Source organism: Planococcus sp. BI3, from assembly GCF_056680115.1.
On the sequence record NZ_CM155266.1, the window covers coordinates 2,843,277 to 2,869,268 of the forward strand.

Below are 25,992 nucleotides of genomic sequence, written 5' to 3' on the forward strand. Positions count from 1 at the left end.
GGAGCAATTACAGTGAATGAAAAACTAATGAAAGCCAGCCGGAAATGGCAGACAATTTTTTTTATCCTGCTGATTATTGGTATGACTCTTGCGTCTTCCGCAATTACCGGATTCAATATAATCCACGGAATCATCACTTTGCCAAAAGCAGGCGCTTGGATCCTGTCGAATATGATGATTACCCAGGAATCTCTTGAGCGCCTTCCGACAATTTTAGAGAAATTGCTGGAAACGATCCTCATGTCGATTGCAGCAACAACAACCGGTACTGCCGTTGCATTCTTTTTAAGTTTGATGGGTTCAAAAACAACTGGCACCAAAAAAGTCTTTGGCGTGTTTGCGCGCTTTGTCGCATCCCTATCCCGAAATATCCCGGTTGTAGCTTGGGCATTGATCCTCTTGCTGTCGTTTGGACAAAACTCAGTGACTGGATACTTAGCTTTATTTGTGGGGTCAGTCGGTTTTTTAACAAGAGCTTTTATCGAATCGATAGACGAAGCGAGCCAAAGCGCGGTTGAAGCTTTACGGGCCACCGGTGCGACATATTTCCAGATTGTTTTTAAAGCTGTAGTGCCTCAATGCCTGCCGCAGATGATCAGCTGGATTTTGTTTATGATTGAAACCAATATCCGCAACGCGACTTTAGTGGGGATTCTGACCGGTACTGGCATCGGCTATGCGTTCGATCTGTACTATAAGACATTGAATTACAATGCTGTGGCTTTGGTCACATTCAGTATTATTCTTGCAGTGATTGTCATCGAGCTGATGTCAAATTATATCAGGAAGGTGATTATTTAATGGAGGCAAGTACCTACATAAAACGCGGAGCCGACGGCCGGATAGCGATTAAGATGGGAAGCAAGTCAGAACGTGTCATGACATGGACAGTGACGGTGCTCATAGCCCTAACGATTGCAGCGTTTTTATTCTTCGATTACACGGGACTTGATTTGTCTAAAGCGATTCCGGAAACTTTCTACAACCTAAAAACGATGTTCCTGGAACCCGCGCTGTCCCATTTCACTTGGGGGCAAGCATTCTATCAAATGGGTGTCACTTTAGGGTTGGCATTTTTGTCCACGATACTTGGAGCCGTCATCGCGTTTTTCCTGGCATTGATGGCAGCCTCGAATTTATCAAAAGTATGGATTTCAAAAACGGTGCGCATTGTTGTGGCTTTTATCCGCGCAGTTCCAACTGTTTTATGGGTATTGATTTTTGCCATTGCAGCTGGATTAGGCAGTGAGGCAGCAGTGCTTGGCATGCTGTTCCACTCAATTGCATACTTAGTTAAAGCCTTTTCAGAAGCCTTTGAAGAAGTGGATCAAGGAATCATTGAAGCATTGCGCGCGACAGGAGCAAATTGGTGGCATATCGTCGTGCACGCAGTTCTCCCATCAACTTTCACCTATCTGTTGTCTTGGACATTCCTGCGCTTCGAAATTAATTTTGCGGTTGCTGTTGCCATGGGGGCTGCTGCAGGAGCAGGTGGAATCGGCTTTGAATTATTCATGGCTTCCGGATTCTATTTCGATTTGCGTGAAGTGGGAATGATCACGTACATGATTTTGATTTTCGCCATCATTTTGGAAATTCTCTCAACAAGAATGAAAGAACGTTATTTCCCAGCTGCGAAATTAGGGAATTGAATTATCGCCGCCAGGAAGTTGTAATACTCAGACTACTGAGGTTTAATAGAGGGTGAGAGTATTTTCCAATACTAGGAGGCAGAGCAAATGAATTTAACAGGTAAAGTAGCAATCGTAACAGGTGGAGCATCCGGTATCGGCTTGGCAACAGCAAAAGCTTTTCTTGATAAAGGAGCAAAAGTGGTTATTGCTGATTTTAATGAAGAAGGCGGCAAACAAGCTGAACAACAGTTGAAACAGGGCGATGCCGAAGTGGCCTTCGTTTACGTCGATGTGGCCAGCGAAGAATCAGTTGAAAAATTGGTTGCGGCAACAGTCGAACGTTACGGAAGAGTTGACATCATGGTCAACAACGCGGGCGTCGGTGTACTTGGCGTGACTCATGAATTGACGTACGAAGACTACCACAAGGTCATTTCCATCAATCAGGACGGCGTCTTTTTCGGAGCCAAACATGCCATCAAGAATATGCTGAAAAATGGCGATGGCGGCGTCATCATCAACACTTCCTCTATTCTGGGAACGGTTGGTGAAGGTGGTGCTTTTGCCTATAACGCAACTAAAGGTGCGGTCAACTTGATGACTAAGTCCTTGGCGCTGCAGTATGCTGAGCACAAAATCCGTGTCAATGCAGTGGCTCCAGGCTATGTAGAGTCTGGTATGGTCAGCAAGGAAGCATTGGGTGATTTTTACGACGCATTGGTCAATAAGCATCCAGTCGGCCGATTGGGGCAGCCGGAAGAAATTGCGCATGCGATTGTCTTCCTGGTTGAAAATGAATTTGTTACGGGCAGTACGCTGATGGTTGACGGCGGCTATACCGCTCAGTAACAAGAAGACGAAAGAGAGCTGCGTGCAGCTCTCTTTTTGCATTTTTTTTGAAAATAAAAAAGAAATCTTGTAACCCCTTTCTTTGTGATAAGAACAGCTTTTCCGCTTTCCAATACACTGGCAGCGTGAAAGTTTTGCCATTGCTGTTGTAAAATAAAGTGTTTATAGTGGACAATATAAACCGAATGCGGAATATTCAGGAAAAATTTTTAAAGTGATAGAAACTAAAAAAAGGCGGAGAAGGTGTGCGGATGAGCAAGGTAATGGAAACGGCAAACAGTTTACCGCTTTGGATTATAGCGGCATTAGTGGTCAGCGTCGTCATTTTTCAGGCAATTACATTTATCAAGTTGGCTTCAAAGACAGCTTCAACTGTCGGAATGAACCAGCAGGAGGTAAAGATGGCTTTGAGAACGGGTGCCATCAGTTCACTCGGCCCTTCTTTTGCCATTCTGATCGTTGCGATTTCCTTGCTGACATTAATCGGCAATCCCGTTACCTTGATGCGTATTGGCATCATAGGCTCAGCGCCAGTTGAAACGATAGGGGCAACGGTCGGCGCACAGGCGGCAGGTTCTGATTTGGGGTCTGCTGACTTTACGCATCAAGCCTTCACGAATGCAGTTTGGGTCATGTGCCTGGGTGGAGTCGGCTGGCTTCTGGTGACTGCACTGTTCACCAAATCCCTCAGTAGAGCCCAGGCGAAAATCGCCAGCAATGGCCAAAAAAGTGTCACGCTCTTAAAGGTGGTTTCAACAGCGGCTTTACTGGGTGCCTTCAGTTACCTGGGAACGACTCAGGTGATCAAAGGAATGAACGAAGCGATGGTTTTCCTTGCCGCTTTTGCAGTCATGCCGCTCATCCTTTGGAGTTCCGCCAAATTCAAATTAAACTGGCTCAGGGAATGGTCGCTCGGTCTGGTTATTTTAGTGGGAATTTCTGTTGGTTATTTCATATCCTGAGGAGAAAAGAGGAGACTGCGTATGACGCTCAACAATAAAGTGGCAAATGAGACCCTGGAACACGGACTTGAAGAGGCGAAGTTCAAGACTCTCACTTTCGAGAAATTTCATGAACGCTCCCATTTCTGGGGTAGACTTACCATCTGGGCGGTCATCCTTCTGTCGCTTGCCTTGCCCTTGTATCTATCTTATGGTCTGGGCTTCCACCCAGGTTGGTCAGCCATCCTGTCGGGATTTCTGGCGTATGCCGCAGTAGTCGGTGTTCTTTGGTTTGTTGAGCCTATCAGCTATTACCCGATATTAGGGATCTCGGGTACATACTTAGCTTTTTTGACAGGGAATATCGGCAATATGTGTTTGCCGGCAGCTTCGATTGCCCAAGCAGCCGTAGGTGTTGAGCCCGGAACGGAAAAGGGTGAACTGACCGCGACACTGGCGATGGCGGCTGCATCAATCGTCAATATCGTCATGCTGCTGTTCATTGTCTTGGGCGGCTCTTATCTCGTAACATATTTGCCACAGTCGGTTGTGGATTCCCTGGTATTCGTCCTGCCGGCAATTTTTGGAGGGCTCATCGCCCAGCTGGCCATGCAAAAGCCGTTGTGGGGAGTAATCGGCATTGCCTTGGCCTTGGCCGTCAACCTCGGGCCTGTGCCGACTTCATTGAAAGCCTTCTGCAGTATTTTCGGCTTGGTGATTATCTGCCTGCTTCTGGAAAAACTGAAAAAGACAAAAAAAATCGCCTGAACATATTAACAAGGAGGAAGATAAAATGGTACAGCAAGTCCAATCATCTCAGCTTAAGCAACAGTTAATAAATATGCTGGACAGCCGCAAGGACGAAATGATCCAAATCCGCCGCTACCTTCATCAGCATCCAGAGCTGTCATTCAAAGAAGAAAACACTGCGAAGTATATCGCTGACTTCTACGAAGGAAAAGATGTCAGAGTCCAGACGCATGTCGGGAACGGCTTCGGCATCATCGTCACGATTAAAGGCGGCAAGCCAGGGAAAACGATTGGCATACGCGCTGATTTTGACGCGCTGCCGATCCAGGAAGAAGTGGACGTTCCGTTCAAATCGCAGAACGAAGGCGTCATGCACGCCTGTGGCCATGATGGCCACACAGCCTATATGCTGGTGTTGGCTGACTGCCTGATTCAATTGAAATCGGAGCTGTCCGGCACCATTAAGGTCATCCACCAACATGCGGAAGAAACGCCGCCGGGCGGAGCGAAAAGCATCGTGGAATCGGGTGTGCTTGATGATTTGGATGCGGTGTTCGGCACGCATCTTTTTCCGACTCATCCGGCAGGCACCATCGGTTACCGCAGCGGCTATGCCATGGCAGGCAGAACATATTTCAAGCTGAAAATTCAGGGACGCGGGGGCCATGGATCGTCTCCGCAGAATGCCAATGACCCGATTGTCGCCGGCGCTCATTTTATCACTGCGGTGCAGACCGTCGTCAGCCGTCGCCTCAACCCGTTTGAAATGGGTGTGGTGACCATCGGTTCCTTTGATGGCAAAGGTTCATTCAACATCATCAAAGACAGCATTGAAATCGAAGGCGACGTCCGGTACATGAACGACAAGACGCAGCAGTTGATTGACCAGGAAATTCACCGCATTGTCAGCGGCATTGAACTGCAGTTTGATGTGCAATGCGATTTGGTCTACACTGCCGATTACCCTCCGCTGAAAAACGACGAAGCCGTGACCGAGGAAGTCGTTGCCATTTTGAAGAAGGCCACCGATTCTGATATCAAGGAAGTCATCGAATACCCGGTATTTTCCGGATCAGAGGATTTTGCCTATTACCTGGAGAAAACACCGGGGCTTTTTTTCAATATCGGCTGCAAGCCGAAAGGGCAGTCGGAAGTCTTTTTTAACCATCATCCGAAATTCGATATCGACGAAGACGCTTTGCTGGTTGCCGCAAAAGCGGTCGCTTATGTAATTTGTGATTATGGACAATCCAGTTGAACTGAAGCATAACCGTTCCCATCAAGGGAACGGTTATTTTTTTGCGGATTTTCCAGCACATCTGTCAGCAATCCCTTGGATGGAAAACAAATGCGGGATAAAGTATGATGAAACCACAAGCAAAATCCGTGCCTTTTAAAGGAGGTGGTACTAGATGACAATCGCAGTTCAATTGTCAGCGTCAGAAAAAACTCATGCAAAGACTGGTATTTGGAGAGGCGATCCTTTGCATGAGGGTCAAGCACGTTCTAATCGGACCCGCAAGATACAGCCGTTCATCTTGCCAGGCTTTCTTCCGTATACACGCAGCTAATCAAGAGAAACTTCAATCAGTGTGGGTTTTCTTCATCCCCCGCTGATTGTTAGTCCATCCAATCGGACTTTTGCGGTCAGTGAATCTTCCGCTTATAGAAGCGGGAGTCTTACTGCCCGTTAAAGCGGGAAAAAAACATAAGGAGTGGGCTCACATGATCCATGTAAAAGAAACCAATCAAAACAGCGACAGCACAGCGGACAATCCAAAAGCGTTTATCCGGAACGATCAATACAATTTCATCAAGGACCAGACGAAAATCCTGGTGGCGGGACAAGCCAGCGCCAATGACGCAGAGATATTGAATGTTCTGCGGCACCTCGCACACGAAAAAGTCTACAAATTATTTCCAACACTTACCGAAGAACAGAAAAAACTCCTCAACCCATTGGTACAGGTGAAGGAACTGGGTGATGCGGAAGCATTCCTGGGGCAGCTTCAGCCCTATGTTATTCCATTCAAAGCAGTCTCTGGCCAAGGATTGCAAAAATTATTTCCTAAAGCAAAAAAATTCAAAGGGCCAAAGCTGGAAAGGATCAACTTCAGCAGGACTTCCTATTTAGCCTGGACAGAAAGCTCGAGTCAGATGTACTTGGTGGCTGATGAAAACGATCGGCTGATCGGTGTTCAAGGCAGCTTTACACGCAGCGAAAAGCAGGGCATCTGCACCATCTGCAACCACCACAGCAGAGTCGGCATGTTCATCGCCAAGACGAAAAGCTCGGGGCAGGATCAGTTTATCAAGCGCGGCAATTACATTTGCCAGGATTCTGCGGCCTGCAACGAGAATGTCAATACACTGGATCGCCTGAATGAATTTATTGGACAGTTCCAGAAATAAGCAAGCAGGTAAGAACCGTTTCCAGAAGTCGTTAAAATGACTTTCGGAAACGGTTTTTTTCTGCCGAAAAAACTAATGGGATACACTCGGTCTTTTTATGTCTTCTATATAGACTTCGTTTTCTGATTGAGCAAAGAATAGGTACGTTTAAATAATTTGAATTTTCTTTTAATTAACTATTGATTTATCGTGTAAGCGCTTTTATAATGATGATAATATCAAATGTCACGGAACTGAACAAATGTAAAGGGGAGGCGGAAATCCATGTGGGGATGGTTCATCGTTTTGTTTGCTGCAGTGTGGCTGCTACAAATTTGGATGGCCAAAGCGCAGCTGAAAAATTACCATAGCACAATCAGAGAATTGAGCAGAAGGCGTTCAGGGTATTTGGGTGTGGGAATTCAAAAACAGAAACTGGGAATTGGGGCAGTTGCAATTTTGGTGACGGATGAAGCAGGGACCGTGGTTGAAAGCCGCCTGATGCGGGGAGTTACAGTGTTCAGCCGTTTTGAACCGTTTACGAAGTATGTCGGCCTGCCTTTGGAAGCTGTAGCGGAGGACCTGAAAGAGGAACCGGTAGATTTAGCTTTTAAGATGGCAATTGAAAAAATAGAATCACAGATGGATGAAAAGACAAATCTAGCGGTATAAGGAGGAAGAAAAATGGACTTTTTGGTTAGATTGGCAGAAGGGTTTATTGGCATGTTCCAAGCAGGTGGAGATGTTTTTGTCGGCCTGGTTACCGGCATCATTCCATTGCTGGTTGTTCTGATCACGGCCGTCAATGCATTTATTCGCTTGGTGGGGGAAGAGCGCATCAACAATCTAGCGCGCAAGAGCACGAAGAACATCATTTTACGCTACTCGCTGTTCCCTGTCTTGGCGGTTTTCTTCCTGACCAACCCGATGGCTTACACATTCGGGAAATTTCTGCCGGAAAAACAAAAACCGGCATTCTATGATTCAGCCGTGTCCTTCGTGCATCCGATTACCGGGCTATTCCCGCACGCCAATCCCGCTGAGTTATTCGTTTACCTGGGAATTTCCGCGGGGATCACACAATTGGGCTTTTCATTGGGGCCACTGGCGATCCGCTTCTTTATCGTAGGGGTCATCGTCATTCTGATCCGGGGAATCGTTACAGAAATCATTACGGTACGCATGATGAAAGCGCGAGGAATGGAAGTCTAAACAGCCGAGTGGTCTAAAAAAGGGAGGCAACGAAAATGAGCAGCATTCAGACGCCATTGAATTATAAGCCGGTGACAGTAACGAAAGGCAGAGGCGGTTGGGGCGGTCCACTGACCATTCGGCCAAATGAAGAAAAGCGCTACATCGTATCGGTGACAGGCGGCGGCATCCATCCGGTCGCGGAAGAAATCGCCAAACTGACGGGTGCCGAAGCAGTAGATGGATTTAAAGGTTCGTACGATAAAGAAAGCATGGCCTGCGTCATCATCGATTGCGGAGGGACAGCACGCTGCGGCGTCTACCCGAAGATGAACATTTTGACGGTCAATGTCAACGCGACTTCTCCATCAGGGCCGTTGATGAAGTTCATCAATGAAGAAAACTTCGTTTCCGGAGTGAAACTGGAAAATATCAGTGCAGTAGCGGCCCCTTACGAAGATCAAGATGCCGTTGAAGATGCTGTCGAAAAAGTGGAGAGTCCGGCAGCGCGCCAAAAGACGCCGCAGGAGATAAAAGAAGAAGCGAAACAAAAGGCAGCTGGCTACCAGCAACCGAAAAAGATGAACATCATCGAGAAAATCGGCCGCGGAGCCGGTAAAGTGGTCGGCATTTTCTACCAGGCCGGCCGGGAAACGATCGATCAGGTATTGAAGAATATTTTGCCGTTCATGGCCTTTGTCAGTATGCTGATCGGAATCATTACCTTTACCGGAATCGGTGATCTGATCGCCAACTTCGTTTCTCCGTTAGCTGGAAATATCGGCGGTTTGCTGCTCTTGTCTGTTATTTGTGCATTGCCGATCCTGTCGCCTTTGCTGGGGCCGGGTGCGGTTATCGCACAGGTAGTCGGGGTTTTGGTTGGTGTGGAAATCGGGCGCGGGAACATCCCGCCGGAATTGGCGCTGCCTGCGCTGTTTGCCATCAACCCACAAGTAGGAGCAGATTTCGTGCCGGTTGGCCTGACATTGGGAGAAGCAGAGCCGGAAACCATTGAAGTCGGGGTTCCTGCAGTTCTTCTGTCGCGTGTCATAACCGGACCACTCGCAGTGGTCATTGCATACTTGTTCAGTTTTGGTCTGTACAGCTAAAAAATAAGGAGGCAGTAAGGTGGAGGATATGATGACGAAAAAATACGAAGCGAATATAACGGAAATTGGGGAAGAAGTAGAAATCTTTATTGAAGAAAACATGCTGGTTATTTTCAATGATACGGTTCCTGAGTCATTGAGGTCGATAGGAGTAATCCATGAACGGGCGGATCTGCTTGAGAAAGTTGAAGCGGGAGACATCCTGGAAGTCGGCAGTGAGCGTTATGAGATTTTATTTGTCGGCAGCAAAGTCAATGACACATTGGAAGAAATCGGCCATTGCACCATCGCCTTCAACGGGGAAACCGAAGCGGCTTTGCCGGGGACGATGTGTGTGGAAAAGAAAGCACTGCCAGAACTACAGGTCGGCTCTGCGATCCGTATATTAAAGCTTTAGATAAGGAGGTTAGTTCATGCTGGGGATAAATAGAAAACTCGAGGAGCTTGAACGAAATGGCGAAATCATCAAAGTCGGCGTAGTGGGAGCTGGCCAAATGGGACGCGGAATGATTTCCCAGATTGAAAGCATGGCAGGGATGCGCGTCGTCGCCACTGCGGACATCCAAATCGGCAATGTCACGAATGCTTATGTCAAATCAGGTGTTTCCGCTGACGATATTGTAGAAACCAATAATGTGGAGCAAGCGACGGCAGCGGTGAAGGAAGGAAAGGTCGTAGCCACAACAGACGCACAATTGGTCACTTCATTGCCTGAAGTAGATGTCATCGTCGACGCTACGGGGGTTCCTGACATCGGGGCGAAAATCGCCTGGGATGCCATTCTTAACCGCAAGCATATCGTCATGTTGAATGTAGAGGCAGACGTAACGGTAGGGGTGATTTTGAAGAAAATGGCCGATGCCAGCGGGGTGGTCTATACGGGCTCTGCAGGCGATGAACCGGGAGCCATTATGGAATTATTCGATTTTGCCGATGCACTCGGGTTTGAAGTTGTGGCTCTTGGCAAAGGCAAGAACAATCCGTTGAATCTCAACGCAAATCCTGACACTGCTGCGGAAGAAGCTGAAAGAAAAGGAGCCAGCCCAAAAATGCTGGCATCTTTCCAGGATGGCACGAAAACGATGGTCGAGATGACAGCGGTAGCCAATGCCACAGGCTTTTTGCCCGATAAACCCGGCATGCACGGATTTGTCAGCGACGTCAAAGGGTTGCCTGAAATCTTCAAATTGAAGGAAGACGGCGGAAAAGTCAGCAACAAACGGATCGTAGAATACATCAACGGCATTGCGCCGGGCGTATTTGCCATCATCGCTTCTGAAAAAGAAGAAGTAAATCATGAATTGAAGTATTTAAGTATGGGCGAAGGACCGAATTATGTGCTTTATCGCCCGTATCATCTGACCAGCCTGGAAACACCGATTTCCATTGCGCGTGCCTATATCTACAACGAAGCGACTATTGCACCTTGGCACGGGCTTCAGGCCGAAACAGTGACGGTCGCAAAAATCGATCTGGCAGCAGGTGATTTCCTGGACAGCATCGGTGGGTTCACCGTATACGGCCATATCCTCACAGCACAGGAAGCGCGAAGTGAAAATGCATTGCCGCTGGGATTGGTTGATAAGAACGTCCGCTTAAAACGGGATATCAAAAAAGGTGAAATCATCAGCTATGACGATGTGGAACAAACCAAAGACTCAACGATCTGGCGCCTGCGCCGCATGCAGGATGACACATTTAAAGCGGAAACCGAAAAAGGGATGCCAGTCAAATCTTAGCCTGTTTAATCTCATGTAGAGGAAAAACCCAATCAACGAAATGAGAAGGTGTCCAAGCATGGAAATCAAAACTATGGAAGCGGCTTTATTCTGCAGCCATTGCAGGGAAGAAGTAAATCACGAAATCACGTATATCAACGATGACATCAAAAGCATCCGGTGTGAGCAATGCAACAAGACCAAACAGCTCAAAGTGGACGTCAACAAGAAGTTCTATAAAGAAGTCTATGACCGGATTTCCTCGAAGCCGACGCGGATCACGCAGGAATACAAAGACGACTTAAGCCACCTGCTGCTTTCTCTTCCCGTGCGGACGGTCAGCAAACCGTATCGCCTGTTGAAGGATGTCAACGCTTCCCGGAAAATCCTCAAGCGATACAAACAGAAAAAAAGCCGAGTTAAATAATGTCGCTGTCCACGGGCCAGACTTCTCTATAACCATTCGAGAGGGATGGCCCTTTCAAACGACTTGACTAAATAATCAAAAAACATTATATTTTACATATGTCACACAGTTGAACATATGTAAAAGGAGGAAGGCACATGACACAGAAACTGAAATTGCCGCCGCAAGTAAAAGAAACGGAGTTAAGGGAATTGTACAAGCAAATGTGGCTGATCCGTTTTTTTGAGGAGAAGGTGGATGAATTTTTTGCCAAAGGGATGATTCACGGAACCACTCATTTGAGTGTCGGACAAGAAGCTTCTGCCGTCGGCTCTATCGCCGTCCTGGAAGAGCAGGACAAGATCACCAGTACGCACCGTGGCCATGGTCATTGCATCGCCAAAGGGGCAACGGTCAACGGCATGATGGCTGAACTTTTCGGCCGCACAACCGGTTATTGCAAAGGCAAAGGCGGCTCGATGCACATCGCGGACGTCGACAAAGGAAACCTCGGAGCCAACGGCATTGTAGGAGGCGGCTTTGCGATTGCTGCAGGAGCTGCGCTGACTTCACAGATGAAACGAGCAGGCTATGTGGTCTTGTGCTTCTTCGGGGATGGGGCTTCGAATGAAGGGAGTTTCCACGAAGCGATCAACCTGGCGTCTATCTGGAAATTGCCGGTGGTCTTCATTTGCGAAAATAATCAATACGGCATGTCAGGGCCGGTGCGGGAAATGATCAACATCGAAGATATTGCCGCACGTGCCGCAAGTTACGGCATTCCAGGGAAAGTGGTCGATGGCAACGATGTATTCGACGTCATGAACGGCGTCAGTGAAGCGGTCGAGCGGGCGCGCAACGGCGAAGGGCCATCCATTGTCGAAGCGAAAACATACCGTTCCAAAGGACATTCGAAGAGCGATGCCAAAAAGTATCGGACACGCGAGGAAGAAAAAGAGTGGCTCTTGCGGGATCCCATCAAGCTGATGGCCGAAGTATTGATCGAGCAAGGGATTTTCACGCAACAGGAAGCCGATCAAATTAAAGCGGATGCCAAAAAGGAAATCGAGGAATCAGTGGAATTCGCAAAAAACAGTCCAGAACCCACTTTGGATGCTTTAATGGAAGATATTTACGCATAAAGCGGAGTAAAGGAGAATCGACGCATGAGAGAGCTGACCTATTTAGAAGCAGTAAGAGAAGCCATGAGCCAGGAAATGCGTGAAAACGAAGACGTTTTTGTGTTAGGAGAAGATATCGGCGTCTATGGCGGCGCATTCGGTGTCACACGTGGAATGATAGAAGAGTTTGGCCCGGAACGGATCCGCAATACGCCCATTTCAGAAGCGGCCATCTCGGGAACAGCAGTCGGCGCGGCGCTGACGGGCATGCGGCCGATACTGGAACTGCAGTTTTCCGATTTCATGACCATTGCGATGGACAATATGGTCAACCAGGCAGCGAAAATTCGCTATATGTACGGCGGAAAAGGGAAAGTGCCAATGGTGCTGCGGACGCCAGCCGGCTCCGGAACCGGGGCGGCGGCGCAGCATTCGCAAAGCCTGGAAGCCTGGATGGCGCATATCCCCGGCCTGAAAGTGGTGCAGCCGTCAACGGCTTACGACGCCAAAGGATTATTGAAGGCGGCGATTGATGACGACAACCCGGTCATCTTCTATGAACATAAACTTTGCTACCGGACAAAATCCGATGTTCCCGAAGAACTCTATTCGATTCCGCTCGGCAAAGCCGATATCAAGAAACAAGGAACGGATGTGACGATTGTCGCGACGGCGATCATGGTCCACAAATCATTGGAGGCCGCTGAGGAACTTGAGAAAGAAGGCATCCATGTCGAGGTGATTGATCCACGGACACTGGTGCCGCTCGACATCGATACCATTGTCCAATCCGTCCAAAAGACAGGGCGCCTGGTCGTGGTCCATGAAGCGGTGAAACGCGGCGGATTCGGCGGTGAAATTGCCAGCCTGATTGCAGAAAGTGAAGCTTTCGATTATCTGGATGCGCCCATCAAGCGGCTTGGCGGAAAAGCGGTGCCGATTCCTTATAATCCGGAATTGGAAAAAGCGGCGGTTCCTGGAGTAGCCGATATCGTCACAGCCGTCAAAGAAACGCTAAACCGCCTGTAGGGAGGAGAAACAGATGGCCAAAGAAATTTTCATGCCGAAGCTGAGCAGTACGATGGAAGTCGGCACATTGCTTCAATGGTTTAAAGAAGAAGGCGATTCGGTCGAAGTCGGAGAACCGCTATTTGAAATCATGACCGATAAAATCAATATCGAAGTTGAGTCCTATGAGGAAGGGAAGTTGCTGAAACGCTATTTTGAAGAAGACAACGAAGTGCCGATCAATCATGTTGTGGGCTATATCGGCGAAGAGGGAGAAGAAGTTCCCGATTCGCCGCCTGGAGAGTCGGGCGTCAGCGGCAAGCCTGTTTCTGCGGAAATGCCGGAACAGCAGTCGAAAGACGAAACACCGGAGCAGCCCTCTGAACAGCCGGAAAAAGTCCGGGCAACTCCGGCTGCCAGAAGAGTCGCCCGGGAAAACGAAGTCCAACTCACAGAAGTCGAAGGCTCAGGTCCGAAAGGGCGGATTCACCAGGCGGATGTTGAAGGTTTTGCCGCTGCTTCCGCCACCGCCACCGCTTCCAGCAGTGCTACGCCGCTTGCTGAAAAAGTAGCGAAAGCAGAAGGAGTGGAGTTGCAGGAAGTCAGCGGCAGCGGTCCGCGAGGCAAGATTTACCGGGCAGATGTAGAGCAAGCCAAGCAACCGGCGGCATCTCAAGCGGCACCGGCTAAACGGGTGAAAATGGCAGGGATCCGGAAAGCTGTAGCAGACCGGATGCTCCACAGCAAAACGACCGCGCCGCATGTCACACTCAATAGTGAAATCGATATGGCTGAAGTGGTGGCGATGCGCAAGCAATTGCTGGGACCGATTGAAAAACAGACTGGTTACCGCCTCAGCTACACGGAAATCATTTTGAAGGCGGCAGCCCATGCCTTGAAGCGCCATCCGAACATCAATATTTCACTGGAAGGCAATGAAATTATCCATCATGAAGCCATTAATGTCGGATTGGCGGTAGCACTCCAAGATGGCCTGGTGGTGCCGGTCATCAAAGACGCCGACCAGAAAGGCTTGGCTGAACTTACGGTCGCCTGTAAAACAGCTGGACAGGCAGCCAAAGACAACAAATTGAAGCCGGACGAAATGTCCGGAGGCACCTTCACCATCAGCAATCTGGGCATGTACGCGGTCGACACATTCAACCCGGTCATCAATCAGCCGGAATCCGCAATTCTCGGAATCGGGCGTATCATTGAAAAGCCCGTGGGCCTGAATGGCCAGATTGTGCTGCGCCCGATGATGGGAGTAGGCCTGTCCTTTGACCATCGTGTCATCGACGGAGCACCGGCTGCGGCTTTCCTTACAGATTTGAAGGGCGTGCTCGAAAATCCATTTGAATTATTACTATAAGGGGTAGATCCTATTGAAGACTTATGAAGTGGCGGTGGTCGGCGGCGGCCCGGCAGGATATGTGGCGGCCATCAGAGCCGCGAAGCTGGGCAAGTCGGTGGCTTTGGTGGAAGCGCGGGAGCTTGGCGGAACATGCTTAAATCGTGGCTGCATCCCTTCCAAGACCTTGCTGCGGCACGCCGAAGTCATCGAAAACATCGAGAAAGCCAAAAGCTGGGGCATAGAAACGGGGCCTGTCACCGTGACTTTATCCAAGATGATGGCACGCAAAGATGAAGTCATCCAAAAGCTGCGGACTGGCATCGCCCATTTAATGAAACAAGGAAAAATTGATGTCTTGAATGGCTACGGGGAAGTGCAGCCGAACGGGATCATTCAAGTGGACCAGAACGGCAGCCGGGAAACAATTAAAGCTGATAAAATCATTTTGGCCACCGGCTCGAAACCGATTGTCCCGCCTATTCCCGGTCTGGAGAGAGGGAATTTCCACACCAGCGATACGATTTTCGATATCACGGAAATTCCGGAATCTCTGGCCATTGTTGGCGGCGGCATCATCGGTGTGGAGTTTGCCTGCATATTTGCAGCATTGGGTGTGCCCGTGACCATTGTTGAAATGAGCGACCGGATTGTTCCGAGCGAAGATCCGCAAGCTGCAAGAGTTCTGGCGAAATCACTGAAAAAGAAAGGCATCACCATTTTAACCTCGACCAAAGTGATGGCAGTGGAGCAAGGGGGCGGCTCCCGGCTGGTCCATGTTGAAAACCAAAAAGGGAACCAGGAAACTTTGCAGACCGCAATGATTCTGCTGTCGGTCGGCAGGTCTCCCAATACTTCAGCATTCAACTCCTTGGAGCTGGAGATGAATGGCCCTTTCGTGAAAGTAGATGAACAGATGGCGACCAGCCTTCCGGATGTTTACGCTGCTGGTGACCTGGTCGGCAATTGGCAGCTTGCGCATGTGGCGAGTGCTGAAGGATTGGTTGCTGCGGCTAATGCGGCAGGACAGGAAGAAAAGATGGATTACCACGTGGTGCCGAGATGCGTCTATACAAGTCCTGAAATTGCCAGTGTCGGCATGACGGAAGAAGAAGCGGAACAACAAGGCATCCCTTTCAAAGTGGTGAAAGTGGACCATGCGGGAAATGGCAAAGCCCTCACTTTGGATGAAAAAGAAGGGTTCACCAAATTGATCGCCGGCACTACCTACGGGGAGATCCTGGGCGTTTCCATGGTCGGTCCCCACGTAACGGAAATGATAGCAGAACCATCCGCCTATATGCGGTTGGAAGGCACAGTCGATGAGCTGGCAACCATGATCCATGCGCATCCGACAGTATCCGAAAGCCTGTACGAAGCCGCTGCCTCTTGGTTAGGGAGAGGTGTGCATCACTAGAAAAGTGAAAGTGCCTGTTCAGCTCTGACAGGGGTAAGACGATCTGGCGAAGCGGCATGTTTTCAGCCGCACAGCCAGAGTGGCTTACATCCCGAAGAGCTAGGCACTTGCAACTGGACAATGAGAAAAGCGGAAGCGCCCGTTCAGCTCTGCCTAAATCATAAAAAAAGCACTGAAATACTCTACTTTCTTAAGCTGAAAAACCGATTGGCCTGATGCACTAAGCATCAAGCCAATCGGTTTTTGTTATAACGCATGTCACCAGGTTCAGTCTATTGGTTTTTTAGGAGAAGCAAGTCTGCCGTAACGTCATCGATGATTAATACATCCAAGTATCCGCCTTTTAAAGCGGCTCTAAGGCTTTCGACTTTATGGGCGCCTTCGACAATGCCGACGACCTGCGGTATGTTCTTGAATTCTTCCAAGTCCAGGCCAATGACCAAATCGTTCAACGGATGCTTGATCTGGTTGCCGTCCGCATCATAAAAGCGCGAACCGATATCTCCTGCAGCTCCGGCGCTCTTCAATGACTCCAAATCTTCCGCAGTCAGATAGTTCATCTCGACCATAGTCGAGCCTTCGAACGGATTGCCAAGTCCGACAACCGCCATTTCCACATTGCGCCCTTCTTCCAGCACCATGGCGATATCCTCCGACTGGATGAGCCGCTCTTTCAATTCCAGGGATTCCACCATGGCAGGTGCATACAGATAAGAACAATAAGAATTCATTTTTTGAGCCAGCTGATAAGCGAGCAGGTTTGAATGGATGTTTACAAATTTCTGGCCCATTCCCCCGACCAGCGGGACAATCTGCAGGTCGCGATGCTGTTCATACGGGTATTCCTGCACAAATTTAGACAAAGTGCTGCCCCATGAAATGCCCAGTGATTTAATGTCTTTAATATTTTTTGATACATAGGAAGCAGCCGCTTTTCCAAGGGCATGCTTAATCATGTCGGTGCCTAAATTGGCTGCAGGCACAACCAGAGCTTCTTTCAGGCCGTACGCTTTTTCCAGCTGCTGTTCCAATTCCACTGTATGAGCATTTTCATCCTTGATGTAAATTTCCACAATGCCCATTTCCCTTGCCTTATTCAGCAGTTTTGAAATCACCGGTCGGGAGACACCCATTTTGCTGGCGATCTGCGCCTGGGTCTGGCCGTCGAAATAGTAGAGGTTAGCGACCTTTACGATCTGTCTGCGTTCGTCCCAATTCATCATCTTTGCACCTTCTTGTCAGAGTCCGATTTGCGGCTGTAAAGTCCAGCTTGTTTACCGCTTTCATGTCTTCATTATACGATTTCCCCCTTTCTTTGTACACCATTGCAAAAGGTAAATGCTCCCAAAAAAGACGACCTTTTAATGCTTTTATCAAAATGAAAGAATTTTCCGTCAGTTAATAGGGTAAATAAGAAAAGGCATAAGCCGCATGAGTTCTTAGGTTTATCACAGAAGTGAATGCGAAGGAGGAATGGCCGTATGCGTTTAGCGACAATTAAACAATCAGGTAAAGAAGTGGCTGCCTTAGTGCTGAAATCCGGTCTCGTGCCATTTGAGCGGTTGAACGATGCGTTCAACCAACAATGGGCAACGAATCTATTGGAACTGATAGAATCGGATCAATTGAACGCGTTGAACCATTGGTTTCAGGATGAATTCCAGCAAAAGATAAGGGAGGAGTCCTTTAAGAGATTGATCATCCCGTTTGATCAGATCAGCTATGCACCGCTGTATCGCCACCCGCGAAAGATTTGGGGCATCGGCTTGAATTATGTGGAGCATGCGGCCGACCTGCATGAAGTGTCACCCAACACCGAACCGGCGAGCTTCATGAAACCTGACACGACGATTATTGGTCCGGGGGAAACGATTCAGGTGCCGTTGCAATCAGAGCGCACCACTGCTGAATCTGAACTGGGCATCATCATCGGCAAAGAATGCAGGGATGTGGCGGAAGAAGACGCGCTCGATGTCGTAGCCGGCTATACGATGATTATCGATATGACTGCAGAGGATATCCTGCAGAAAAATCCGCGTTATTTGACGCGTGCCAAAAGTTTCGACACATTTTTCAGTTTCGGTCCGCATCTGGTTACGCCGGATGAAGTGGAGGATGTCCTTGAGCTGAAAGTGGCGACTGTCATCAACGGGGAAGTGCACCGCGAGAATACGGTTTCGAATATGACTTTTCAGCCGCAGTTCTTGATTTCATTCCATTCCAAAGTAATGACTTTGCTGCCGGGGGATATCATTTCGACCGGAACCCCTGGGGCCGTGGTGATCCGGCAAGGGGATGTAGTGAGCTGCCGGATTGATGGGTTCGAACCGCTGGAGAACCCAGTAGCGGATTTGAAGAGCACGGGACAGTAAGTTGTCTATCCGCAAAAAAAGACCGCTGTACTCCCAACCTGAAATTGGAGTACAGCGGTCTTTGGCATGGGGCAGAGTCAATCTTAAAAGGCATATTGGAATAAGGCGTAGTAGAGAGGGCCAAGCAAGACGAGCATCAACGCACCGGAAATAATGGTCATGGATGCAGTGCCGGCTTCCGGTTCTTCCGCCGTGACATGCGACTTGATGAAGAAGAAAAACAGCAGGTCCCATAACACCACAGCCGCAAAGATCACTTGCCATGCCAATGGTGTGAAAATCTGATAATGGGTCACAAACCCGAACAGGCCAACCCAGGCAATCACTGTAAATGCCAGGTCAATCAGAAAGACAGGGCTCCGGTAGCCGCCATGTATGAAAAACCCAATCGTGGAAGTGGCTAGAAGTGCAGCGTATACGTACCAAAAAATTTGTATCATGAACTTATTCCTTCTTTCATAGAGTTCTTATCCATTATAAGAGAAGGCGGCTGGAAATAAAAATTTTTCCGCTTGTGATTTTTTAGACTGTAAAGGCAAGATTGAGGATGCATCTCGGGGTTCACGGTTATAAAATGGAGAAAACAACGGATAGCGGAGGGCTGAAGAAAGCGCAGCACTGGGATATAATGAAGAAAAGAACACGGGGATATAAGTTGAACCCATAACCCTTCAGACTAGAGGTTCTGCAAAACACCCGAAGCGCTGCACAAAAATGAAAAGACTCGAGTTCAACTTAGATGAATTCAATAAAACATGTGCCCAGGATTCGCGTGGAAGGAGGCTGCATGATGGAAAAAGAAAAGTTGTCTTTTGATGAAATGTGGGAAAAGGTCCTGGCTTGCGATCGGAAGTATGACGGTCTTTTTTACACAGCAGTCAAAACAACCAAAATTTATTGCAGGCCATCCTGCAGGTCCCGGAAGCCAAAAAAGAACAACGTCGAATTTTATATGACCATGGTGGAAGCTGAATCGAATGGATTCCGGGCATGTAAAAGATGCCAACCCGAAACGGAATTTTCACCTGATGAAGAGCTGACACGCAAAGTGATGGCTTACCTGACGGCTAACTATAATGAAAGCATAACCCTGCCGGACATTGCTGATCATGTCGGCATGAGCCCGTTTTACCTGGAACGTGTATTCAAGCAGGAAACGTCCGAAACGCCGCGTTCCTGTCTGGAAAGGATCAGGGTAGACAAGGCGGCGCACTTGCTGAAATGCACCGACTTGTCCAATCTCGCTATATGTTTTGAAGCCGGGTTTCAAAGTCCCTCCAATTTCTATAGAATATTCCGCAAGCTGAAGAATCATTCACCAACTGAATTTCGGAAGTGGAGCGAGGCTGTGACTTCATGAAAAAGATAGATGATGGACTGTATACGGAAATACCAACGCCCGCTGATTTTAATTTTGCGGAATGCCTTGTCCATCTGGGCCGGTCTTCGCAGGAAAACCTGTACCGGCTGGATGGAGGCAAGATCACCAAACTGCTGAAGCTCAATGGACAGCTTGTGCTGTTTCATATCAGACCGTCAGCTGGAGCTTTGCGCCTCGAATTCCCATTGGGCGCGCCATCTGTGCAGGAAAGAGAAGGGGCTGCAGCTTATGTAGTGGACTGGTTTGACCTGAAAACAGATCTTCGGGAATTTTACGCGATGGCGGAAACGGATTCGGTGCTGAACAGCGTGGTTGAAAAATATTATGGCTTGCGGGTCATTGGCGTACCGGACTTGTTTGAAGCACTGGTCTGGGCGGTTATGGGCCAGCAAATCAATCTGGCTTTTGCCTACACATTGAAGAAAAGATTCGTCGAAAACTTTGGAGAATCCCTGACTTACGAAGGAGAGCATTATTGGACATTTCCGGATGCTGAGCTAATTGCCGCGCTGACTGTTGCGGAATTAAGGGCTTTGCAGCTGACCGGCAGGAAATCGGAATACATTTTGGGCATTGCGCAAGCGATGGCAAGCGGCGAGTTGAAGAAGGAGCGGCTGCTTAAGGAAATGGACATGGAGCGTTCGTTACTGGAAATTCGAGGAATCGGCGCCTGGTCGGCTAATTATGTCATGATGAAATGCCTGCACAGCCAATCAGCCTTTCCGCTGGCGGATGTCGGCCTGCATAATGCATTGAAAGCCCAATTAAAAATGGAGCGGAAACCGACAGTCGAAGAAATTGCCGAACTGGCGAAAAACTGGGAAGGGTGGCAGGCTTATGCCACATTCTATCTATGGAGGTCTTTATTATGAATGAATTGCACAAAGCTGAATTCCAATCCCCGATCGGCATCGTGGAAATCGTCGGAACAGAAAGGGCAATCCTATCGATCCTGTTCAGCGAAAAAGACAGCGCGGACTTTCCGCTCAATCCGGATAGTCCGCAAGTGATCGTGGATTGCCAACGGCAGCTGGAGGAATACTTTAAGGGAGAGCGCACGGAATTCAGCATTCCCTTCCAATCAACCGGCACTCCATTCCAACAAAAAGTATGGTTGGCATTAACCGAGGTTCCCTATGCCGAAACCGTCTCCTACGGGGCGATTGCCAAAGCGGTCGGCAGCGACAAAGCCGTAAGGGCAGTGGGGAATGCCAACAGCAAGAACAAGCTGACCATTGTCGTGCCTTGCCACCGGATCATCGGATCGACGGGGAAGCTGACCGGCTACGCCGGAACGTTGACCCGGAAGGAATGGCTGCTGCGGCATGAAAAAGAAGTTGGAAAAAATCTTCAATCCGTTAATAAAGCCTAATAAACCCCCAGCTAATGTCGCTTAGCTGGGGGTTTTGCAAATAGAATACTTATTTCGTCTGTGCTTCCGCTCTTTCCGACTCATTCAAATCGACATCCACAGAAGTGACGAAATAGCGCTTGGCATCATCCGTTTTAAGTTCAACTTTCTTTCTGTCGAACAAGGAAACCGTTTCAACTTTTTCTATTTCGCCTGTCTGGATATCTTCTTCATAGATGCGGTAGCCGATGATCGCGTCATCCCGCACCGCATGCCAGGAGATATTGAAAGCCGTTGCCATGACGTTTGCGGGCGGTTCCGGCGGCGTTTCTTTAACGTTCGAATCGGAAACGAGTTCGGCGGTCACGACCAGACGCTCTTCATGCGACCCGATGTCGCGGTTAAAGTCACCGGTGCAAGTGATCAAGTTGATCATCCGCTTGTCCGAGTTGCCGAAAATTTCTTCAATGGGCGCTCTATCAGTTTCATAGCTTGTCAGGTTTTTCACTTCAAACACCATTTCGCGGCCATCTGCGTCTCTCAGAATCACGGTTTCCCCCACTTTTACATCTTTCAATTCATAAAAGATTGCGGGACCCGTCAAACTGTCGACATGTCCAGCTAATACGGCGTTGCCTTTGGCGCCCGCTTTAAATCCGGGTTCAAACCAGCCGACTTGATCTACGTCTTCCGGCACACCCATTTCGCCATTCTCCAGAATGCCCGTCGGTTCGATGTTTGCTTTAACACCGATCGAAGGGACTTCAATCTGCGCAGGCTCCATGCCTCTTATGCTTTCCTGGCGTTCACGCTGCAGCATCTGCAGCTTTTCCCGTTGTTCCGGAAGGATAGGAAACTCCGCAATTTTGTCGACATAGTTGCCGGATACCTCTTCCTTATCTGCCGCTTGCTCAGCCGGTTCGGTGGTTTCGCTTCTTTCTTCAACCGTCGGACTGGCTGCTAAAGGCTTCAAAATGATGAACAAGACGAGGCATAAAACAATCGCTGTTCCCATGGTGACAAGCTGCTTCATCTGCATTCCCTCCTTTCCAATCAGGAACAGAGAGAGCCACTTGGCCCTCCCTGAACTGTTATTGCTGGTTTTTAGTTTGACGATACGTAATTGTTCCAGCTGCCAATAGGATCATCAGGCTCAAGGTAATCCAAAGGACCATAGTGTTGGATTGTTCAGCGGTGCCGCCAAGTCCTGTTGCCGGCATTTTTTCAGGTGCTGTGTTTTCAAAGTTCTCAGGGAATTGATCGACGATGGCGCCGCTCAACCCTTTGCCGATATCAAACATGATTGCATAGCCTGCACGGTAGCTTTCATAAGATGCTGCATAGTCGCCAGCTGCGTATTGCTGGAATGCATCAACTACTGAAGTTTCATGTGCTTGTACGCCTGCGATGGTGTCATCCAAAGGCATGCGGTCTTCAGTTGCGGTGTTCAGGAATGTTCCAAGATCAGTCGCAAACGTGCTGGTGAGTGTAGCTGTCGCTTCTTCTACAGCGGGCTGATCGTCAGCTGCTGCTGCGGTCGCCAAGTCGCCTTGGACTGAAATGTGTTGGTTGTTCCAAAGTTCAACAAACTGGTTGCTCGCTTCTTCACCGTATACAGAAGCCAGTGCTGTACGGAACTCTTCTGTATTCTGGTCTTGTGCCCAGTCAGCAAAGTCGAAGTCTTCAGATCCATTATAACCTTTTGTCATGCTCAGCTGGGCCAAAGCGAAATGCTCAGCAGCGATGCGGTTAACCGTTGAACGGAAGTCGCCGGCTGGCGTGTTCGGATCGGAGAACTGATCCGGGAACTGAGCGGAAATCGCTCCACTGATGGCACTTCCTGCTCCAAAGATTTGCGTGAAGCCTTCCAGGTAAGAAGTATAAGCCGCTTCGTAATCACCTTCTACATACAGGTCGAATGTTTCTTGAACAAAATCTTCATGCTCACGAAGCGCGGCAGTTGCACCGTCTTCTGGAAGATTGCCTTCTGTTGCAGTGCCAAGAAATGCGCCCATGTCGTCAACGAATGACTGGATTTCGACCAATGCTTCTTCTTGCATCGCTTCATCGCCGTCTTTCACAGCGGCAGCGTAATCGTCGGTGCCCATATTGTGCTTATCGAAGATTTCGACGAAAGCAGCTCCGCCTTCTTCGCCGTAAACTGAGGCGATGACCGGCTCCATGTCGGCAGCGTTGGCATCAAGTGCTGCAATCGATGCGTCCGCAGCTTCATCGCCGTCATAAACTTTCATCATGGAATCCACGGCCAGCGCATAATGCTCTGACAATAGGGAATCCAGTGTGGCGCGAAGTTCAACGCCTGTCGTTTCTGTTGGCGGAAGTTCGTCCGCGAATGCTGCTGTTCCCATTCCAGGAACCAAAAGTGCGGCTCCAAGTACAGGTGCTACTATTTTTTTCCAATTCATCTAAAACCACTCCTCTTTTTTAAGTTTCTTACATACATAACGGAGGGGATTAAAAAGTAGATCACTTTTTTTGAAAAAAAAAGAAGACGGCTGCAAAGCCATCTTCTTTACCATTATCTAAATTCTGTTATTTTACGCCAGAGCTTCTAAGGAAGCTTAGCAATTCATTGTTAAAGCGCTCGGGTTCATCGGCATTGATGCCGTGTCCACTGTCTTTAAATGGAACGAGAACGGAGTTGGGGATTTGTTTTTCCAACTCTTCACCCAATTCATAGGCACAAATCTGATCTTTTTTCCCGTGGAAAATGGCTGTCGGCACTGTGATGCCCGCCAATTCGCCGCGCAAGTCTTCGTCTCTTAATGCAATGGCCGAGTTGATGGTTGAATGCGCTCCGGCTTCAAGGCCGAGCTGCTGGAACCATTGCAGGAATTGCGGTGATTTTTTCTGTTCAAAGAACATGTCTGCAAATTGAGCAAGGAAAGCCGGGCGATCTTCTTTGATTTGCTTGATGATGTCATCCACTTCTTCAGGTTTCAAGTTAATTTTGAAATCTTCACGCTGCGTGAACACAGGAGCAGCGGCTCCCATTAATAGTAATTTATCTACGCCTTGCTGGCCAAACTTCGTTAAGTAGCGGATTGCAATCGGTCCGCCCATAGAAAATCCGCCAAGTACGAAATTCTCAAGTTTCAAGTGGTCAACAACTGCTTTAACGTCGCTCGCCGCTGTATCGTAATCATAACCCGACCACGGCTTGTCCGATTTTCCGTATCCACGGAGGTCAATGCCAATAAAACGAAAGTTTTGCTGCGCCAGGATGCTGACCTGCGATTCAAACGATTTGCTGTTTAACGGCCAACCGTGGATAAATACGACCGGCTGCCCCGATCCAACGTCTTCTACATAAACTTTTACGCCATCTTCTACTTCAATGTAATGTCCCAAAAATAGTTCCTCCTCTAATTTAAAAACGGTATTGGTCTATAAACTTCCCTGTGTTGTTACTAAATAAACTGAAACGAATTAAGGATTTGTATTTCAGATACGATTACATCGTCTTGGGAAAAGATACATGTATTAAGAATAGCCTGTTTCCACTAGCTGCTAAAAGACATTGTGTAGAATAAATGGAATTTTCAAAAGACTGAACGTTTATTTTCAAGTAGTATAGATTTTGTAGAGCATTCTGAAAGGGGAGATTCGATGTTTAAAGAGCAGTTTTTTAAAGAACTAAAAGAGCTGGCTGCATTGCCCGGCAGTCCAGGAAGAGAACATCAGGTGGTCCAACGGCTGGCAGAATTGCTGGAACCGCTGGCAGCTGTGGAGATTGATCATATGGGCAATATTTATGCCGTTCTGGAAGGCAACAAACCCGGTCCGACGGTCTTGGTATCAGCGCATTCGGATGAAATCGGCTGCATGGTCAGCGCCATCGACAGGAAAGGATTCCTGCGGATGGAGCGAACCGGCGGCATGATGGACGCATTGTTGGTCGGACGCAAAGTGGACGTCAATGGCCATTTTGGCGTCATCGGCGTGAAAGCTGGCCATCTTCAGACCGCCAGCGAAAAAACCACAGTTTTGCCGATTAGCGATATGTACGTCGATGTCGGGGCCCACTCCAGAGAAAGAGTCTTGAAAATGGGCATTCAAATCGGCGACTCAATCACCTATATCAGCGATCTGGACAGGTTTACCAATAGTGACTTGATTTGCGGCAAGGCGATCGATAACCGGAGCTGCTGTGTCATGCTTGTGGAATTATTCAAAGCCTTTCAAGATAAGAATTTTAGCGGAACCCTGGTTGGCGTGATCACCGTACAGGAAGAGGTGGGCCTTCGCGGGGCACAGATCGCTGGCTACAAAATCGATCCCGACTACGCCATCATCCTTGATACCATTGCATGCACAGACACCCCGGACGGCAATGCGTATCCAATCTCCATTGGCAGGGGACCGGTGCTGCCCTTATTTTCCGGTGGAGGTGCAAGGGGAAATTTGATGGCTCCGCAGATGAAAGACCTCATTGTTAAATATGCAGAGAGATACGATGTACCGATCCAGTTGTCAGTCATGCCCAATGGGACGACAGATTTATCGGCAATCCATCTTGTGAAAGAAGGAATTTTAGGGGCGGCTATCACATTCCCGCGCCGCTATTCCCATTCGCCGATTGAAATGGCGGATTTGAAGGATTTTGAAGCAGGCTTTAACTTGCTGAAAGCAATGCTGAGCGAAAGTTCTGAGTGGGGCGATATGAAATTTGTCTGAACCCGGCTGGTGCTTTCGAACACCCAAAAAACCAGAACCAGTGAAAATGGCTCCGGTTTTTTGGGTGTTAAAGAGTGCTGGAAACGTTTCGTGGCGCATGGGGAAGTTTGGATGACTTTTCCTCGTACCGTGTATAAGATGCCGGGGCATCTAATCAATAAATGAAAGTATGATATGGAAATCCACGAGTGATCGTCGTCCATGAGCGGGATTTGCTCACGGAGAGAGGCAGTTTGCCGTGCAAACTGTTTCCATTCTGCTCTTTTTTGTGTGGGAATTTGGGGTTGGCAAGTAAACGGGGGCG

Annotated in this window: 28 protein-coding genes; 23 read left to right on the forward strand and 5 right to left on the reverse strand. The window is 48.6% G+C overall.

Annotation, left to right across the window (positions count from 1 at the left end; translation table 11 throughout):
• Positions 1–12: 12 nt before the first annotated feature.
• The 18 genes from AC1MEO_RS14315 to lpdA all read left to right on the forward strand — a co-directional run bounded on the left by AC1MEO_RS14315 (position 13) and on the right by lpdA (position 15,886).
• Positions 13–801 carry a PhnE/PtxC family ABC transporter permease gene (locus AC1MEO_RS14315; RefSeq protein WP_480331480.1) on the forward strand — a complete coding sequence of 263 codons (789 nt, stop codon included), beginning with the start codon at positions 13–15 and terminating at the stop codon, positions 799–801.
• Positions 801–1,652: a phosphonate ABC transporter, permease protein PhnE gene (gene phnE / locus AC1MEO_RS14320; protein WP_480331482.1), complete on the forward strand. Its 852-nt coding sequence runs from the start codon at positions 801–803 to the stop codon at positions 1,650–1,652. Before AC1MEO_RS14315 ends, phnE begins: the two co-directional genes overlap by 1 nt.
• Before the next feature lie 87 nt (positions 1,653–1,739).
• Positions 1,740–2,483, forward strand: a complete 744-nt coding sequence (locus tag AC1MEO_RS14325; protein ID WP_480331484.1) for an SDR family NAD(P)-dependent oxidoreductase — start codon at positions 1,740–1,742, stop codon at positions 2,481–2,483.
• Between the two features lie 251 nt (positions 2,484–2,734).
• Positions 2,735–3,445 (forward strand): DUF5058 family protein, encoded by a 711-nt coding sequence (locus tag AC1MEO_RS14330; RefSeq protein ID WP_480331486.1) that lies wholly within the window; start codon positions 2,735–2,737, stop codon positions 3,443–3,445.
• Positions 3,446–3,466: 21 nt separating this feature from the next.
• Positions 3,467–4,192: a small-conductance mechanosensitive channel gene (locus tag AC1MEO_RS14335; RefSeq protein WP_480331488.1), complete on the forward strand. Its 726-nt coding sequence runs from the start codon at positions 3,467–3,469 to the stop codon at positions 4,190–4,192.
• A gap of 25 nt (positions 4,193–4,217) precedes the next feature.
• A complete protein-coding gene (locus AC1MEO_RS14340; RefSeq protein ID WP_480331490.1) occupies positions 4,218–5,432 on the forward strand; it encodes an amidohydrolase in 1,215 nt (404 codons plus the stop codon).
• Positions 5,433–5,586: 154 nt separating this feature from the next.
• Positions 5,587–5,745 carry a hypothetical protein gene (locus tag AC1MEO_RS14345; RefSeq protein WP_480331492.1) on the forward strand — a complete coding sequence of 53 codons (159 nt, stop codon included), beginning with the start codon at positions 5,587–5,589 and terminating at the stop codon, positions 5,743–5,745.
• Between the two features lie 154 nt (positions 5,746–5,899).
• Complete coding sequence (locus AC1MEO_RS14350) at positions 5,900–6,586, forward strand: FusB/FusC family EF-G-binding protein (protein ID WP_480331494.1); 687 nt, start codon at positions 5,900–5,902, stop codon at positions 6,584–6,586.
• A gap of 264 nt (positions 6,587–6,850) precedes the next feature.
• Positions 6,851–7,237, forward strand: coding sequence for a transcriptional regulator GutM (locus AC1MEO_RS14355; protein ID WP_480331496.1), 387 nt, complete (start codon positions 6,851–6,853; stop codon positions 7,235–7,237).
• 12 nt (positions 7,238–7,249) lie between these two features.
• Entirely contained in the window at positions 7,250–7,777 is a 528-nt protein-coding gene (gene srlA / locus AC1MEO_RS14360) for a PTS glucitol/sorbitol transporter subunit IIC (protein ID WP_480331498.1), read from the forward strand.
• Positions 7,778–7,812: 35 nt separating this feature from the next.
• Complete coding sequence (gene srlE / locus AC1MEO_RS14365; protein ID WP_480331500.1) at positions 7,813–8,865, forward strand: PTS glucitol/sorbitol transporter subunit IIB; 1,053 nt, start codon at positions 7,813–7,815, stop codon at positions 8,863–8,865.
• 28 nt (positions 8,866–8,893) lie between these two features.
• Positions 8,894–9,262 (forward strand): PTS glucitol/sorbitol transporter subunit IIA, encoded by a 369-nt coding sequence (locus AC1MEO_RS14370; protein ID WP_480336106.1) that lies wholly within the window; start codon positions 8,894–8,896, stop codon positions 9,260–9,262.
• Positions 9,263–9,278: 16 nt separating this feature from the next.
• Positions 9,279–10,604 (forward strand): NAD(P)H-dependent oxidoreductase, encoded by a 1,326-nt coding sequence (locus AC1MEO_RS14375; protein ID WP_480331502.1) that lies wholly within the window; start codon positions 9,279–9,281, stop codon positions 10,602–10,604.
• A gap of 58 nt (positions 10,605–10,662) precedes the next feature.
• Positions 10,663–11,010 (forward strand): bh protein, encoded by a 348-nt coding sequence (locus AC1MEO_RS14380; RefSeq protein ID WP_480331504.1) that lies wholly within the window; start codon positions 10,663–10,665, stop codon positions 11,008–11,010.
• 137 nt (positions 11,011–11,147) lie between these two features.
• Positions 11,148–12,131 (forward strand): thiamine pyrophosphate-dependent dehydrogenase E1 component subunit alpha, encoded by a 984-nt coding sequence (locus AC1MEO_RS14385; RefSeq protein WP_480331506.1) that lies wholly within the window; start codon positions 11,148–11,150, stop codon positions 12,129–12,131.
• Positions 12,132–12,155: 24 nt separating this feature from the next.
• Positions 12,156–13,139 carry an alpha-ketoacid dehydrogenase subunit beta gene (locus AC1MEO_RS14390; protein WP_480331508.1) on the forward strand — a complete coding sequence of 328 codons (984 nt, stop codon included), beginning with the start codon at positions 12,156–12,158 and terminating at the stop codon, positions 13,137–13,139.
• 13 nt (positions 13,140–13,152) lie between these two features.
• The gene (locus AC1MEO_RS14395) at positions 13,153–14,490 is read left to right on the forward strand and encodes a dihydrolipoamide acetyltransferase family protein (protein ID WP_480331510.1); all 1,338 of its coding nucleotides are present in this window, start codon (positions 13,153–13,155) and stop codon (positions 14,488–14,490) included.
• Positions 14,491–14,503: 13 nt separating this feature from the next.
• Complete coding sequence (lpdA, locus tag AC1MEO_RS14400) at positions 14,504–15,886, forward strand: dihydrolipoyl dehydrogenase (RefSeq protein ID WP_480331512.1); 1,383 nt, start codon at positions 14,504–14,506, stop codon at positions 15,884–15,886.
• A 272-nt stretch (positions 15,887–16,158) separates the two neighbouring features.
• Here the strand turns inward: lpdA and AC1MEO_RS14405 are convergent, their stop codons facing one another.
• Positions 16,159–17,109: a sugar-binding transcriptional regulator gene (locus tag AC1MEO_RS14405; RefSeq protein WP_480331514.1), complete on the reverse strand. Its 951-nt coding sequence runs from the start codon at positions 17,107–17,109 to the stop codon at positions 16,159–16,161.
• Between the two features lie 258 nt (positions 17,110–17,367).
• Between AC1MEO_RS14405 and AC1MEO_RS14410 the strand changes: the two genes are divergently transcribed.
• Positions 17,368–18,258: a fumarylacetoacetate hydrolase family protein gene (locus AC1MEO_RS14410; protein WP_480331516.1), complete on the forward strand. Its 891-nt coding sequence runs from the start codon at positions 17,368–17,370 to the stop codon at positions 18,256–18,258.
• 83 nt (positions 18,259–18,341) lie between these two features.
• Here AC1MEO_RS14410 and AC1MEO_RS14415 read toward each other — a convergent pair whose 3' ends face one another.
• Entirely contained in the window at positions 18,342–18,698 is a 357-nt protein-coding gene (locus tag AC1MEO_RS14415; protein ID WP_480331518.1) for a hypothetical protein, read from the reverse strand.
• A 350-nt stretch (positions 18,699–19,048) separates the two neighbouring features.
• Here AC1MEO_RS14415 and AC1MEO_RS14420 point away from each other — a divergent pair, with 350 nt between their 5' ends.
• From AC1MEO_RS14420 to AC1MEO_RS14430, 3 genes are read left to right on the forward strand one after another with little or no spacing between them, the layout of a single operon-like run.
• Positions 19,049–19,618 (forward strand): bifunctional transcriptional activator/DNA repair enzyme AdaA, encoded by a 570-nt coding sequence (locus AC1MEO_RS14420; protein ID WP_480331520.1) that lies wholly within the window; start codon positions 19,049–19,051, stop codon positions 19,616–19,618.
• Positions 19,615–20,511 carry a DNA-3-methyladenine glycosylase family protein gene (locus AC1MEO_RS14425; RefSeq protein ID WP_480331522.1) on the forward strand — a complete coding sequence of 299 codons (897 nt, stop codon included), beginning with the start codon at positions 19,615–19,617 and terminating at the stop codon, positions 20,509–20,511. Before AC1MEO_RS14420 ends, AC1MEO_RS14425 begins: the two co-directional genes overlap by 4 nt.
• Positions 20,508–21,011, forward strand: a complete 504-nt coding sequence (locus AC1MEO_RS14430; RefSeq protein ID WP_480331524.1) for a methylated-DNA--[protein]-cysteine S-methyltransferase — start codon at positions 20,508–20,510, stop codon at positions 21,009–21,011. Before AC1MEO_RS14425 ends, AC1MEO_RS14430 begins: the two co-directional genes overlap by 4 nt.
• A 49-nt stretch (positions 21,012–21,060) precedes the next feature.
• Here AC1MEO_RS14430 and AC1MEO_RS14435 read toward each other — a convergent pair whose 3' ends face one another.
• From AC1MEO_RS14435 to AC1MEO_RS14445, 3 genes are all read right to left on the reverse strand, one after another.
• The gene (locus AC1MEO_RS14435) at positions 21,061–22,023 is read right to left on the reverse strand and encodes a class F sortase (protein ID WP_480331526.1); all 963 of its coding nucleotides are present in this window, start codon (positions 22,021–22,023) and stop codon (positions 21,061–21,063) included.
• 58 nt (positions 22,024–22,081) lie between these two features.
• Positions 22,082–23,416, reverse strand: coding sequence for a hypothetical protein (locus tag AC1MEO_RS14440; protein ID WP_480331528.1), 1,335 nt, complete (start codon positions 23,414–23,416; stop codon positions 22,082–22,084).
• Positions 23,417–23,543: 127 nt separating this feature from the next.
• Positions 23,544–24,362: an alpha/beta fold hydrolase gene (locus AC1MEO_RS14445; protein ID WP_480331530.1), complete on the reverse strand. Its 819-nt coding sequence runs from the start codon at positions 24,360–24,362 to the stop codon at positions 23,544–23,546.
• Positions 24,363–24,620: 258 nt separating this feature from the next.
• Here AC1MEO_RS14445 and AC1MEO_RS14450 point away from each other — a divergent pair, with 258 nt between their 5' ends.
• Positions 24,621–25,688, forward strand: coding sequence for a M42 family metallopeptidase (locus tag AC1MEO_RS14450; RefSeq protein ID WP_480331532.1), 1,068 nt, complete (start codon positions 24,621–24,623; stop codon positions 25,686–25,688).
• Positions 25,689–25,992: the final 304 nt, after the last annotated feature.